We start from the raw sequence: 13,063 nt of genomic DNA, 5'->3' as shown, positions 1-13,063 counted from the left end.
CCGGCCCGAGCAACCGATCAGGGCTCAGCGCGTCACGCTCCGCGGGGTGATCGCTTTAAGATGAGCGCATGTCCAGCGAGCAACCCGAGCAGTCCCTTCCCCTGCCCCGCGCCGAGCTCCGCGGGGCGAGCCGCGTCCTCGACGCGCTGGAGCGCGCCGGCAACAGGCTGCCTGATCCGGCGGTGCTCTTCGTCCTGCTGGCCGCGGTGGTCGTGGTCCTCTCCGCGGCGCTCGCGACGCTCGCGTTCAGCGAGATCGACCCGCGCACGAAGCAGCCGCTCGTGATCCACAGCCAGCTCTCGGGCAAGGCGATCACGGAGTTCCTCTCGACCATGGTGCAGACCTTCACGAGCTTCCCGCCCCTCGGCGTTGTGCTCGTGGCCCTGCTCGGGGTCGGCATCGCCGAGCGCTCGGGGTTCATCAACGCCGGCCTGAAGGAGGTCCTCGCGGTCACGCCGAGGGTGCTGCTCACGCCGATGCTGATCCTCGTGGCCATCGCGAGCCACACCGCGGCGGACGCGGGGTACGTGCTCGTCATCCCGCTCGGCGGCGTCATCTTCCAGGCCGCCGGCCGGCACCCGCTCGCGGGCATCGCCGCGGCGTTCGCGGGCGTGTCGGGCGGCTTCAGCGCGAACTTCATCCCGTCGAGCCTCGACCCGCTGCTGCAGGGCCTCACGCAGGCCGGCGCGAGCATCCTCGACCCGAAGCGCACCGTGAACCCGCTCTGCAACTGGTTCTTCTGCAGCGCCTCCTGCCTCGTGATCGTCGCGGTCGGCTGGTACGTCACCGACCGCGTGATCGAGCCGCGCGTCGCCCGGACACCCGTGGACGCCGCGCCCGAGGGGGAGCAGCGCATGACGGCGGCGCTCACGCCGCGCGAGGCGCGCGCGCTCTGGCTGGCCCTCGCGTCGATGGTGGCCAGCGTCGCGCTGCTGGTCGCGGCGAGCGTGCCGGCCTCGTCGCCGCTGCGGGCGCCGAGCGGGCAGCTCACGGTCAGCGGCGCGCCGCTCATGGGCGCGATCGTGCCGCTCATCTTCCTCTTCTTCCTCGTCCCCGGGCTCGTCTACGGCTACGCGGCCGGCACGTTCACGAGCCACCGCGACGTGATCGACGGCATGAGCAAGACGATGAGCACGATGGCCTATTACCTGGTCATGGCCTTCTTCGCCGCGCAGTTCATCTACCTCTTCAACCGCTCGAACCTCGGCGCGCTCCTCGCGCTGAAGGGCGCCGCGGGGCTGCAGGCATTGGCGCTCCCGAGCGCGGTGACCATCGTGGGCGTCATCCTGCTCACGGCGATCACCGACGTCCTCATCGGGTCCGCGTCGGCGAAATGGGCGCTGCTCGCCCCGATCCTCGTGCCCATGCTCATGTCGATCGGCATCTCGCCGGAGCTCACGCAGGCGGCGTACCGGATCGGGGACTCGACGACGAACATCATCTCACCGCTGATGGTGTATTTCCCGCTCGTGGTGGTCTTCTGCCAGAAGTACGTGAAGGGTACGGGGATCGGCACGCTCGTCGCGCTGATGGTCCCTTACTCGGTGACCTTCCTCGTCGCCTGGACGCTGTTCCTTCTCGCGTACTGGCAACTCGGCTTCCCGCTCGGGCTGGACGCGCCCTATGTCTACCCCTGAGAATCGACCTCTCCGGGGCGGCCGCGCACGAGCGAGCGAGCGCCGCGCCCACCGGCGTGTCCTGCGCACATGATTTGATGGAACATCGCAGCAGCGTCGTTCGCCAGGCTGGCTGGCTGGCTGGCTGCGCTCGCGCTCCTCGCCTGAACGCCGACGCGCTCGTCCCGGCCGCCGATGTGGACATCCGTTCCTATGGAGTGTACACTCGTCCATATGGCGACCTCTCACGATCCCCGGTCCATGCGCGAGCGGATGCTCGCTGGCGACCTCTACATCGCCGACGATCCCGAGATCGCCGAGCAGAGCGCGGCAGCGCTCGATCTCATGGCGGCCTACAACGCGACGTCGCCACGGCAGCGCCCGCTGCGCCGCCGCTTGCTGGAGCAGCTGCTCGGCGCGATCGGCGAGGGCACCGAGATCCGCCCGCCGTTCTACGTGGACTACGGCTCGCGCATCACCCTCGGGGCGCGCTGCTTCGCGAACTTCGGGCTGGTCGCGCTCGACGTCGCGCCGATCACGATCGGCGACGACGTGCAGATCGGCCCGAACGTGCAGCTGCTGACGCCGACCCACCCGGTGGAGCCCGAGCCCCGGCGGCAGAAATGGGAGGCGGCGAAGCCCATCACGATCGGGAACAACGTGTGGCTCGGCGGCGGCGCCATCGTGCTTCCGGGGGTGACCATCGGCGACAACACCGTGGTCGGCGCGGGCTCCGTCGTGACGCGCGACCTGCCGGCCAACGTGGTCGCGGTCGGGAACCCCGCCCGCGTGATCCGCGCCCTCGACGCCGCGGGGGCCGCGCAGGCGCCGGGCGAGGCGCGAGGGTGACGGAAGCGCGATGAGCGCCGCCAGGGCGAGGCGCGCCGCCCCCGCGCGGCGGGCCCGCCGCCACGACCCCGGGCGCCGGGAGCGGCTCCTGGCGACCGCGCTCGACGTGATCGCCGAGCAGGGCGTCGCCGGCGCGTCCCACCGCTCGATCGCCCGGGCCGCCGACGTGCCGCTCGGCTCGACCACGTACCACTTCGCCTCGATCGACGAGCTGCTCGCCGCGGCGTTCACCCGGCACGCGGACGACATGGCCACCCGCTTCGAGGAGCAGATGCGCGCCGCGCGCGACCGCGGGGCCGCGGTCGAGCTCCTCGTCGAGCACCTCACCACGGCCCTGCTCGGCTCGGAGCGCGACCTGGTGCTCAGCGTCGAGCTCTACGTCGCCGCCGCCAGGAGGCCCGCGCTGCGCGCCGTCACCCAGGCCTGGATGCTGCGGAGCCGGCGCGCGCTGGAGCTCCACTTCGACCCGGTGACCGCGCGGGAGCTCGACGCGCTGATCGAGGGCCTCGTGCTGCACAGCGCCCTGTCGACGGATCCCATGGCGCCCGAGCAGATCCGGCACGCCATCCGCCGCTTCACCCGCTGAGCTCCCGCGGGAGATTGCCCCTCAGCAGTCCGCGCCGCATACCAGCCGTCCGTCTGGACACGTCACGCCGGGCGTGCTGTCAGCGCCGCAGCTCACCTTGCACTCCGCCGTCTCGGCGCACGTCGCAACGCAATCGACGTCGCACTTGAGATCGCAGTGACTCTCGTCCTCACACCGGATCGTGGCGCCGGGGCCCAGGTTGAACTTGCACGTGGCCTGATCTCGACAGACCGCCGTGGATCCGCCGTCCGCCTTCAGGTCGCAGTTCGACTGCTCCGCGCACGTGATCACGCTGCCGTCGCCGCCGTTGCCCTTGCACTCGCTCGTGTCGATGCACTGGAGCGTGAGCGCGCCTTCGCTGCTGCCGTTGCACTTGGCGTCCGTCGTGCAGTCGAGCGAGCACGACGTCGAGCCGCACTCGGTCTTGCAATCGGCGCCCGCCACGCACTCACAGTCGAACCCGCTGCACGCACACCCTGCACCCGTGCACGTCGCGCTCCCTGTCTCTCCCCCGTCGCTCCCGCACCCGGCAACCGTGAACATCGCGAGCGCCACCAGCCAAGCTCTTGCCGTCATGGTCATCCCCTCCGAGAGTAGGTCGATCGCCAACCGAACGTAGACGGCGTCCCCAACCCCGTCATGCAGAGCAGAACGCGCGTCGCGCCGCATCCGTTCGGCCGCCTGCGACAGGGGGTGACGAGCGGCGGCGAGCGCTCGCCCGTCACTTCAGCACGACGCGGACGAGCGCGAACTCCGACCCGAACCAGCCGCTCGTCGGCCGCGAGTACGTGATGTACTGCACCCGGCCGCCGTCCTCCTCGTACTCTGCGTGATGAACCGAGTCGTACGGCGCGCGCTCCTCGGGGGCCGTATAGAGGGTGGCCTCGTCCGACCAGGGGCCGGTGAGGTCCGGCGCGGTGCGCGCCACAATACGGTGGTCGAACGGGGGCGAGTAAACCGCGAGCCACGCCCCGAGGTGCTCACAGTACGAGACGGACATGATGGGCGCGCCGTCGAACAGCTCTGCGGCATCCCCGGCGTCGTCGCTCCAGCCATCGCCGTCGAAGTAGCGGAAGGCGCCCCGGTCGAGGGGCGTCTCGAGCGGCACGCGCGCGAGGCTGCACGGCTTGGACAGACTGCCGTCGCACGCGAAGGTGTACAGGTCATCGCCGTGGGTGACCAGCGCGGCGCCCCAGCCTGGGTCCCCTTCCCCGAAGAGAAGATCGGGGTGCTCCGCGCTCGCATCGACGATCGGCCGCTCCGGCGCCTCATCGAGGCCCTCCCAGATCGCGAACGACTGGCCCACGCCACGGAAGTTGAAGTCGCCCGGCTCCGCGTAGATGAGGCCGTAAGGGATCAAGGCCCGGTCGCGCGCCGCGTCAAACACCGGCGCGCCGGGCCACACGGCCCAGCGGGCGCCGCACGGCGCCTCGGCGCAGTCATCGCCGGCGTGAGCGTCGTTGAACGCCTGCTCGTCCGCGGTGGGCGCGATGAAATACCCCGGCGCCCCCACGCCGTCGGCCGGCGAGGAGAAGCCACCGATGCCGTCGGACGCGTCGAGATCGTCCGAGATGTCGAACGAGTTATGGTGCCAGTTCGTCCCGGCCTCGTCAGCCTGCGTGAGAACGGTATCGCCATAGACCCAGACCGACTTGCCCCACGCGACAGCGCTGTCCCCACCGTCACGCCCTTCGATCCACGCCCCCTTCTCGATGACGCCGATCTCCTCGGCAGACGCGACGCCTGGGCCCGGCTCCCCGCCACACGCCGCGAGGACCAGATACACGATGACGATGGGGACAGAACGGGCGAGCGTGACGGAGCGGCGTACAGAGCTCATGACGCCATCATCCCACGACAGCGGACGGCGCCGCTCGTCGGAGCAGAATTCTGCCTTCGAGGGCTCGACTTGTCTCGTACACCGGAGAGCCTCTCGTGAGGCAGAGCGGCGGAGAGGGAGGGGCGGGCTCCGAGCGGGGCCGGTCGACGATGCGGAGCAACCTGTCGATCTGGATAGGCTTCTTCAAGGAATCGACGGCTTGTCGAGCAGGTCGACCAGCTTGGCACTCAGCTCGGCATCGTCTTCGACGACGGACTTCGTCCTCTCCGGCGAGCGTCGTTTTGCCTGCGAGCGCTTCCGCTCCGGCCGGGTTCGCGTTGCCTCCAGCGGCTCCACCGCGTGCTCGATGGGCAGCTCGACGACGAAGGTCGAACCCATGCCGAGCGCGCTCTCGACCCGGATCGAGCCGCCGTGGGCCTCGACGATCTGCCTGGCGATGAAGAGGCCGATGCCCACCCCGGCGTAGTCGCGCGACGAGACAGCGCGCTCGAACCGCTCGAAGATCCGCGCCGTGTTCTCGGGGGCGATGCCGATTCCATGATCGCGCACCGCGATCACCGCCGTGTCCCCGCGTCGCTGTACGCTGAGCTCGACGGGGGCGTTCGCGCCATACTTCAGCGCATTGGACACGAGGTTCGTCACGACCTGCTCGATCCGCAGCGCGTCCCAGCAACCGAGGATCTCGCGCTCGACGTGCAGACGCAGCGAGCAGCCCGCCTGCATCAGCACCCCCCGGAGGGGCTCGACGGCCTGACGCACCACCTCGGCGAGATTGACCCTCTCCGGCTCGAGCTCGAGGCGCCCCGCCTTGATGCGCGACAGATCGAGCAGCTGATCGACGAGCCGCGTCAGCCGCGCGACCTGTCGAAGGCTCCCCTCCACCGCTCGGGCGGTGGGGTCGTGCCGGAGGGTCGCCGGCTCGTCGCCGCCGAGCCTGCGCTCCAGCGCCTGCAGCGTGAGCTGGAGCGCGGCGATGGGCGTTCTGAGCTCGTGGGACGCGATGGAGAGGAACTCGTCTCTCTCTCGGACGGCAGCCTGCGCGGCCTCCTCACGGAGAGCGAGTCGGCCGCGATCTTCTACGGCCCTCCCCCGATCCCGGTCGATGCATTCCAGCGCGGCAGCGCTCTTCCAGAGGTGGCGCACGATGAGGACGATGCAGCCGACGACGAGGAGCGACGACTCGAACGCCGAATCGTAGAGGCCGAGCTTCCGCCCCGTCACGATCGCCCAGCCGAGGAGGAACGGCGCGCCGAACGCGGCGAGAATCAGGCGGCGTGCCATCACGCCGCCTGCCCCCGCGCTCATCAGCAGCTCGACGCCGCTCAGCTCGGGCCGCGCGCACAGGACGCCGGCAGACAGCACCAGAAAGAGCAGCGCCGTATGCAACGCCATCTCGGTCGTCGCTCCGACGCCATAGAGATACCCGACCTCGAGCACGTATCCGAGCACCGCCAGCTGCCCGAACAACGCGATCGGCACGACCATCGCGAAGACGAGCCGGCGCACGCCCCGCGCCTCCGCGTCGAGGAGCCACAGCGCCGAGCCGAGGAGGAGAAAACAGATGGCCGTCGTGATAGCCATCCTTCCGAGGTGAGGGGTGCCGACGGCGCCCGGCCCCTCCCGGAAGAGGATTTGATCGACATGGAGCGGCTGGTTCAGCGCGTATTCCAGGAAGGTGAGCAGCCCGATGACAGCGACTCCGCCGGCGCACGCCCGCGAAAGCCGGCGCGTCCACAGGCTCGCTCCCGCGCGGCAATGGAGCCACAGCGACGCGGCGGCGGCAAGGAAGGCCAGCGCCGTGTTCGCCTTCATGGTCACGAAGGTCGGATGAACACTCTTGAGAGTCTGAACATCGAGCCACCAGCCCACCAGGACGGCCCCGGCGGTCACGACGGTGATGGCGCACGCGGCTCGTGGGATGATCCCGATCCAGCCGAGCAGAGGTGAGCCAAGGCGTTCGCGCGGGCGGCCAGGCCCGTCCAATCCGCTGCTTCGCCCGCCCGCTTTCGACATCATCGATCAGGTAGATTGTCTTCGAACACCGCGATGCGCAACGTGCGCGGAGTCGCGCGCTGCCCTCTCGTCACGCCTCCCAGCGCCGCGCTCCACGAGTTTTTTGGCATCTTCGGGTCTGCGATCGGTACAGGGGCAGCCCAGGCGAAACCGTGGGGTCCGTCCGGCCGCGGATGGAACGGCAGAGGTCGCGACCTGCTGTGGCGCGCCGAGCACGCAGAGGGCCGTCGCCCCCCGGCAGGACTCCTATCCCCAGCGCCCGCGGGCTCAGGCCATCCGCCGGACCATCTTCGTGTGCGGGATCCCCGCCTCGTCGAAGATCGGTCCCTCCTCGACGAAGCCGAGCTTGCGATAGAACGCCGCTGCAGCGACCTGGGCGTTCAGGACCAGCGCGCGCGCGCCCTCGGCCCCGGCGACGCGGATCGCCTCCTCCATCAGCCGCCGCCCGAGGCCCGCGCCGCGAAGGTCTTTCCTGACGGCGACGCGGCCGACCTTGAGCGCGCCCTCGTACGGCACGATCCGCATCGTCGCGACGACCTCGCCGCCGTCGAGGACCACGAAGTGTTGCGCGACGGCATCGAGCTCGTCGATCTCGATGTCCTCGGGCACGGACTGCTCGACGACGAAGACCTCGCGCCGGAGGCGGAGCGCGGCGGCGTAGAGCGGCGAGTCGCTGCGGATCGGGAGGACGTCGCCGGCCATGCCCGCTTCGTGCGCCGTCTCGGGCGCTGCGTCCACCCGATTCAGCGCGCCTTTTGACTGCTCCGCGCACACGCCCCGGCCTCGGAGGAGCTAGCCTGATCGGACCGTGAAGATCATGACCTTCAACATCCTCTTCGGCGGCGAGGATCGGTTCGAGGCAATCCTCGCGATCGTCGCCGCCGCGCACCCCGATCTGCTCGTCCTCCAGGAGTGCGTGGGCTGGGAGGACGGCGCCCGGCTCCGGGCCGTCGCCGAGGCGATCGGCGCGCCCGCCGGCGAGCGGCACGCCGTCCTGGGCAACGCCAACCCGCGCCCGAACGGGAGGCGCAACCACGTGGCCGTCGTCAGCCGGGCGCCGCTCGCCGGCGCGCGCGTGCACGCGCCCGAGGCGCTGGCGCACTGCCTCGTCGAGGTCGAGCTCTCGCTGGGCGGCGAGCCGCTCGTGGTGCTCGGCACCCACCTCAACGCCGGAAGCGAGGATCGCCGGCTCACCGAGGCCCGCTGGCTGCTCTCCCTCGTGCCGCCCGCCCGGTTCGCCGCGGGCCTCTGGGCGCTCGCCGGCGACCTCAACGCGCTGTCGCGCCGCGACCCCTACCCCGCGGACCTCGGCGCGCGCCTCGCGGCGGCCGGCATCGAGAAGTACGGCAGCCCGCCGCGGTTCGACACGATGGATTCGATCGAGGCGTTCGGCTGGGCCGACGCCCTGCTCCTGAGGCCGCGCTCCTCGCGCTGGTTCACCGCGCTGCGCGGGCGCGACGGCGCGCAGGTGGAGACGCGGACCGACTACGTGCTGCTGTCGCCGCGGCTCGCCGGCCGGCTCGCGCTGGCCGACGTCATCGACGTCGGCGCCGCGTCCGACCACCACGCGGTCATCGCCGAGCTCTCCTGACACCGCGCGCCGCGGATCCGTCCACGCCTCTGCAACTGCAACGGCGAAGCACCGTTCGCTCAGCAATCCTCGCGGCGAGCGCGGTGGCGGCAGCGCCCGAGCGACGGACGGAGCGCCGGTGTGACCGGGTCGGACCGGGACGACGCCACTGGAACAGCACACGATGCGATGTCTTCGGCTCGCCAGCGGCCGACAACATGATTGAATCGGCGGCATCGCGCGCGACCCGCGCGGGGGGCTCCGGTACGCAAACGCTTCGGTCCGCGCCATGGATTCACCCTACGGCCTGCAAGCTGGCAGCATCATCGGCGGCGACTTCGAGGTCGTGCGCCCGCTCGGCTCGGGCGGCATGGGCAGCGTCTATCTCTGCCGCCAGCACAGCACCGCGCGCCAGCGCGCCGTGAAGGTCATGCACCCGGTGCGCGCCGTCGACCCGGAGGAGCGCCGCCGCTTCGAGCGAGAGGCGCGAGCTCCTGGGCTCATCGGGTCGCCGCACATCGTCGAGGTGCTGATCGCCGGCGTCGACGGCGTGACGGGCCTGCCCTACCTCGCGATGGAGCTCCTCCAGGGCGAGACCCTCTCGGCCTGCGTCGCGCGGGCAGGCCCGCTCCCGCTCGCGGAGGCGCGCCGCGTCCTCGGGCAGCTGGGGCGCGCGCTCGAGGACGCGCACGGCGCGGGCATCGTTCACCGCGATCTCAAGCCCGAGAACGTCTTTCTCGAGGAAGCCGGCGGCGGCGCCGCGCCGCGGGTCAAGCTCCTCGATTTCGGCATCGCCAAGATCATCACCGACGCGCGCGCCTCGCTGACGGCCGCCGTCGGCACGCCCCTCTGGATGGCCCCCGAGCAAGCGCGCGAGAGCCAGGGGGCGCTCCCCCAGAGCGACGTCTGGGCCTACGGGCTCCTCGCGTTCTTCGCCCTCACCGGCAAGCCCTTCTGGCAGGGCCGAGAGGTCCCGTCGCTCCTCCGGGAAATCCTGTTCGAGCCCATCCCCACCGCGAGCCGGCGCGCGGGCGAGCTCGGACTGCCGCCCTTCTTCGCCGGATTCGACGCCTGGTTCTCTCGCTGTGTCGAGCGCGACCCCCTCGCCCGCTTCAAAAGCGCGTCCGCGATGTGCCCTGTCCTCGAGCGCCTCCTCGACGGCGCCGCGCGCGTGGCGTCGACCGCGCCGGCGTCGACCGCGCCGGCGTCGACCGCGCCGGCGTCGCGTCGCCGCACCTCGCTCCCGCCGCCGGAGGCGTCGCTCGGCGCCGCGGCGGCGCGTCGCCGAAGCTCGCTCCCTCCGCCCGAGGCCTCCCCGGCCGGCATGGTCACGGCGAGGCCGCCCGCCCCGGTCACCGCCTGCTTCAACAGCACGCTCGCGGCCCCGCCGCTCAGGGATCACGACGATCCCGCGCCGCCCGCGAGCTCGCCGCCGCCGCGCAGCGAGGGGGGAAGCTGGGCGACGAGGCCTTTCCTCCACGCGCTGGATGAAGATCACTGCGTCGCCACCTGGAAGGGCCTCCTCTTCCAGATCTGGCGCCGGCACACCACGGCAGCTGCGGTGAGCGAGGTCCGGAGCATCCTGCGCGAGCGCGGCAGCGAGCTGCAGGCGACGCTGGTCATCCTCGAGGAGAACACCGTCCCGGCGGGGCGGGAGGTCCGGAGCTCGCTCGCGGAGCTCTCCAGGGAGCTCGCGGCCCACGGGATGTGCGCCGCGCTGGTGTTCGAGGGCCACGGCTTCAAGGCGTCGCTCGTGCGCAACGTGGCCATCGAGTTCATCCTGCTGAGCCGCTCGCGGCTTCGTTACGAGGTGTTCAGCACCATGGACGACGCCGTCGCCTGGCTGATGCGCAATCGCCCGACGCGGGACTGGCTCAGGGAGCTGCCGGGGGTCACGGAGGCCCTCCGCCGCGAGGTGGCGGCGCACGCGGCGCGGGCGTCGCACATGCCCTAGCGAGGAGGCCGGGCGCGCCGGCCCGGGACGAGCGCGGCAGCTCGCCGGGCGCGCTCCGTGATCCTGCGCGCGCCGCCTTTCGGCTACGCTCGCCGCGCGACCTCTCGCAGGAGGAGGAAGCAGGAGGAGAAGCGAGCGTGGTGGATCTACCGATCATGGACCGTGCGCCCGGGGACGACGCGGCGGCTCGACGCGACCGCCTGCTCGCCGCGCTGCTCGGCGGGCCGGACGCCCTCGTGCTGCTCCGCTGCGACCCGGGCATGGCGTTCCTCGCGGGCAGGTCGGCGCCCCTCCAGATCGCGCTCGTCACGGCGCCGGGGGACCCGTCGGCCGACGAGCTCCACGCCCTGCTCGAGCCGCTCGTGAAGGCGGTGCAGCCGGGCGGGCCGCCGACGCACGTCGTGCTGGTGGGCGGCGGCGCTGCCCCAGGCCAGGCCGCGCTCGCCAAGGTCGCGCCGTTCGTGCAGCCCGTGCCGATGGGCTTCCACCACCTCGACGCCGCGGGCGGGCTCGCGCGCGTGAAGGGGCAGGCCCTGCCGGCCCTCGAGCGGGCCCACGAGCGCCTCGCCGAGGCGGGCCCGCTCGAGCCCGAGGCGCTCGCCGAGGCGCTCGCCGAGGGGCAGGCGCTGGCGCAGCAGGAGCGCGCGATCGCCGACCGGCTGAGGGGCAGCCGCCGCGTCACGGCGACGCTCATGATCGCGTGCGCCGTGCTCCTCGCCGTGAGCTACGCCTTCGGCTCGGGCACCCACGAGGCGGCGCTGTGGCGCATGGGCGCCAACAGCGGCGAGGCGGTGCGCCATGGGGAGCTCTACCGGCTCCTCGCCTCGGCGTTCCTGCACGCCGACCCGATCCACCTCTTCGTCAACATGCTGGCGCTGTGGTCCTTCGGCCCGATGCTCGAGGCGCTCCTCGGCCCGCGGCGCTTCCTCCTGCTCTACGGGGCCTCGGCGCTCGGCGGGTCGCTCGCGAGCGCGATGCTGGAGGACCGGTGGAGCGTCGGCGCGTCGGGCGCGATCTGGGGCCTCATGACGGCCGGCATCGGCGTCGCGCTCCGGCCGCACGGGCTCCTGCCCCCCGCGATGATCGCGCAGATGCGCAGCCGCGCGTGGCTGCCGCTCGGGCTCAACCTCGTCTACAGCTTTCAGCCCGGCGTCGACCTTCTCGCGCACCTGGGCGGCGGCGTCGTCGGCTTCGCGCTCGTCGTCACGGTCCTCCCCCGGGGCCTCACGCCCGTGGACCGGCGCGAGCGCGCGGCGGACGCCGAGCCGAGGCCGCGCCCCCTCCTCACGGCGGCGGCCGCCCTGACGGCCGCGGCGATGGCGCTGTCCGTGGCGATGGCGTTCGCCGCCGGCCGCCCGTGGGAGCTCCGCGCGCCGCCGGCGCTGACGCGCACCGCGGTCGCGGACACGGGCGTCGCCCTGGACCTGCCGGAGGCGCTCGCGGGCGCCGCATCCGTGGAGGAGCTGTCCGGCGTCCGCTTCCACACGTACGGCCAGCTGCCCCGGACGCCCGTCGTGTTCCAGGTCGCCGTCTTCCCGCTCGAGGGCCCGGTGCCGCCCGATCAGCTGGACGCCCTCCTCGAGCAGGAGCGCAAGGTGCTCGACGAGCAACGGCCGGCGAACACCGTCACGAAGGGCCCGGCGGCGCGCGTCACGCTGGGCGGGCGGCCGGCGGTGAGCGTCAAGAACGGGCTCAAGAACGGCGTGCAGATGGTGAGCTACGTCGTCGTGCTCGGGGACCGCGAGGTGATGCTCCAGGCCTACTCGACGGCGGATCGGCCGGCGACGTGGGAAGGGATCGAGGAGAAGGTGGCGGCGACGATCGGAGCGCAGTAAACCGCGGCTGTCGGCGCCCGCGGCTGGCGCCGTGAGCAAACCACCTTGCGGAGATAGCGATCCCGTGGAGCACATGAATTCTCTGATGCAGCCGATCGGCCACCCCCTCCCCGGCTGGACGCCGCGGCCGCTGCCGCCGCGCGAGGTCCTGATCGGGCGCACGTGCCGGCTCGAGCCGCTCGACCCCGAAAAGCACGCGGCGGACCTCCATGCGGCCAACCTGGCGGACGCGGAAGGGCGAGGGTGGACCTACCTGCCCTATGGGCCCTTCGCGACCCTCTCGGACTACCGCGCCTGGATGGACGCCACGTGCCTGGGCGATGATCCGCTGTTCCATGCGATCATCGACGCGACGACCGGACGGGCGGTCGGCGTCGCGGCGTACCTGCGGATCGACCCCAAGAGCGGCGTGATCGAGGTCGGACACCTCAGGTACTCGCCGCTCCTTCAGAGGACGCCTGCGGCGACGGAGGCGATGTACCTGATGATGCGGCGGGCGTTCGACGAGCTCGGCTACCGGCGCTACGAGTGGAAGTGCGACGCGCTCAACGCGGGCTCGCGGGCGGCGGCGGCGAGGCTCGGGTTCCGCTTCGAAGGCGTGTTCCGGCAGGCCATGGTGATCAAGGGGCGCAACCGCGACACCGCGTGGCACGCGATCATCGACAAGGAGTGGCCGGCGGCGAAGGCGGCGTTCGAGCGCTGGCTCGACCCGTCGAACTTCGACGGCGCGGGACGCCAGCGGCAGAGCCTCTCTACGCTGATGGGCGCGGGGGAGCCGCGGTAAGCGGGGGTGACCGGGC

General features: G+C 72.0%; 11 protein-coding genes. 7 read left to right on the top strand and 4 right to left on the bottom strand.

Translation table 11 applies throughout. From position 1 onward, the window contains the following. Positions 1-68: 68 nt before the first annotated feature. The 3 genes from WME82_RS07765 (at position 69) to WME82_RS07755 (ending at position 3,051) form a co-directional block, all read left to right on the top strand. Positions 69-1,637, top strand: a complete 1,569-nt coding sequence (locus tag WME82_RS07765) for an AbgT family transporter (protein ID WP_438042304.1) — start codon at positions 69-71, stop codon at positions 1,635-1,637. A 213-nt stretch (positions 1,638-1,850) separates the two neighbouring features. Next, entirely contained in the window at positions 1,851-2,465 is a 615-nt protein-coding gene (locus WME82_RS07760) for a sugar O-acetyltransferase (RefSeq protein ID WP_438042303.1), read from the top strand. Positions 2,466-2,475: 10 nt separating this feature from the next. After that, positions 2,476-3,051 carry a TetR/AcrR family transcriptional regulator gene (locus tag WME82_RS07755; protein WP_438042302.1) on the top strand — a complete coding sequence of 192 codons (576 nt, stop codon included), beginning with the start codon at positions 2,476-2,478 and terminating at the stop codon, positions 3,049-3,051. Between the two features lie 21 nt (positions 3,052-3,072). Here the strand turns inward: WME82_RS07755 and WME82_RS07750 are convergent, their stop codons facing one another. The 4 genes from WME82_RS07750 to WME82_RS07735 all read right to left on the bottom strand — a co-directional run bounded on the left by WME82_RS07750 (position 3,073) and on the right by WME82_RS07735 (position 7,642). Then, positions 3,073-3,627, bottom strand: a complete 555-nt coding sequence (locus tag WME82_RS07750; RefSeq protein WP_438042301.1) for a hypothetical protein — start codon at positions 3,625-3,627, stop codon at positions 3,073-3,075. A 145-nt stretch (positions 3,628-3,772) separates the two neighbouring features. Next, positions 3,773-4,891 carry a DUF4185 domain-containing protein gene (locus tag WME82_RS07745; protein ID WP_438042300.1) on the bottom strand — a complete coding sequence of 373 codons (1,119 nt, stop codon included), beginning with the start codon at positions 4,889-4,891 and terminating at the stop codon, positions 3,773-3,775. Between the two features lie 183 nt (positions 4,892-5,074). Beyond that, on the bottom strand, positions 5,075-6,703 hold the full coding sequence (locus tag WME82_RS07740; protein WP_438042299.1) for a sensor histidine kinase: 1,629 nt from the start codon (positions 6,701-6,703) through the stop codon (positions 5,075-5,077). 468 nt (positions 6,704-7,171) lie between these two features. Next, a complete protein-coding gene (locus WME82_RS07735) occupies positions 7,172-7,642 on the bottom strand; it encodes a GNAT family N-acetyltransferase (RefSeq protein ID WP_437744849.1) in 471 nt (156 codons plus the stop codon). A gap of 79 nt (positions 7,643-7,721) precedes the next feature. Here WME82_RS07735 and WME82_RS07730 point away from each other — a divergent pair, with 79 nt between their 5' ends. From WME82_RS07730 to WME82_RS07715, 4 genes are all read left to right on the top strand, one after another. Continuing rightward, the gene (locus WME82_RS07730) at positions 7,722-8,495 is read left to right on the top strand and encodes an endonuclease/exonuclease/phosphatase family protein (RefSeq protein WP_437747955.1); all 774 of its coding nucleotides are present in this window, start codon (positions 7,722-7,724) and stop codon (positions 8,493-8,495) included. A 268-nt stretch (positions 8,496-8,763) separates the two neighbouring features. Beyond that, positions 8,764-10,428 (top strand): protein kinase domain-containing protein, encoded by a 1,665-nt coding sequence (locus tag WME82_RS07725; protein WP_438042298.1) that lies wholly within the window; start codon positions 8,764-8,766, stop codon positions 10,426-10,428. A 155-nt stretch (positions 10,429-10,583) separates the two neighbouring features. Continuing rightward, positions 10,584-12,263 carry a rhomboid family intramembrane serine protease gene (locus tag WME82_RS07720; RefSeq protein ID WP_438042297.1) on the top strand — a complete coding sequence of 560 codons (1,680 nt, stop codon included), beginning with the start codon at positions 10,584-10,586 and terminating at the stop codon, positions 12,261-12,263. Between the two features lie 73 nt (positions 12,264-12,336). Then, the gene (locus WME82_RS07715) at positions 12,337-13,047 is read left to right on the top strand and encodes a GNAT family N-acetyltransferase (protein ID WP_438042296.1); all 711 of its coding nucleotides are present in this window, start codon (positions 12,337-12,339) and stop codon (positions 13,045-13,047) included. The last annotated feature ends 16 nt before the right edge of the window (positions 13,048-13,063 follow it).

Source organism: Sorangium sp. So ce128 (assembly GCF_051525245.1).
Classification (GTDB): domain Bacteria; phylum Myxococcota_A; class Polyangia; order Polyangiales; family Polyangiaceae; genus Sorangium; species Sorangium cellulosum_B.
Note: the sequence above shows the minus strand (reverse complement) of the source record. Positions and strands in the feature narration are given on the sequence as shown.

Bases quoted from the DNA above. Each gene is read 5' to 3' on its own strand.
- WME82_RS07765 (WP_438042304.1), top strand. From the start codon at position 69: ATGTCCAGCGAGCAACCCGAGCAGTCCCTTCCCCTGCCCCGCGCCGAG.
- WME82_RS07760 (WP_438042303.1), top strand. From the start codon at position 1,851: ATGGCGACCTCTCACGATCCCCGGTCCATGCGCGAGCGGATGCTCGCT.
- WME82_RS07755 (WP_438042302.1), top strand. From the start codon at position 2,476: ATGAGCGCCGCCAGGGCGAGGCGCGCCGCCCCCGCGCGGCGGGCCCGC.
- WME82_RS07750 (WP_438042301.1), bottom strand. From the start codon at position 3,627: ATGACGGCAAGAGCTTGGCTGGTGGCGCTCGCGATGTTCACGGTTGCC.
- WME82_RS07745 (WP_438042300.1), bottom strand. From the start codon at position 4,891: ATGAGCTCTGTACGCCGCTCCGTCACGCTCGCCCGTTCTGTCCCCATC.
- WME82_RS07740 (WP_438042299.1), bottom strand. From the start codon at position 6,703: ATGAAGGCGAACACGGCGCTGGCCTTCCTTGCCGCCGCCGCGTCGCTG.
- WME82_RS07730 (WP_437747955.1), top strand. From the start codon at position 7,722: ATGACCTTCAACATCCTCTTCGGCGGCGAGGATCGGTTCGAGGCAATC.
- WME82_RS07725 (WP_438042298.1), top strand. From the start codon at position 8,764: ATGGATTCACCCTACGGCCTGCAAGCTGGCAGCATCATCGGCGGCGAC.
- WME82_RS07720 (WP_438042297.1), top strand. From the start codon at position 10,584: ATGGACCGTGCGCCCGGGGACGACGCGGCGGCTCGACGCGACCGCCTG.
- WME82_RS07715 (WP_438042296.1), top strand. From the start codon at position 12,337: ATGAATTCTCTGATGCAGCCGATCGGCCACCCCCTCCCCGGCTGGACG.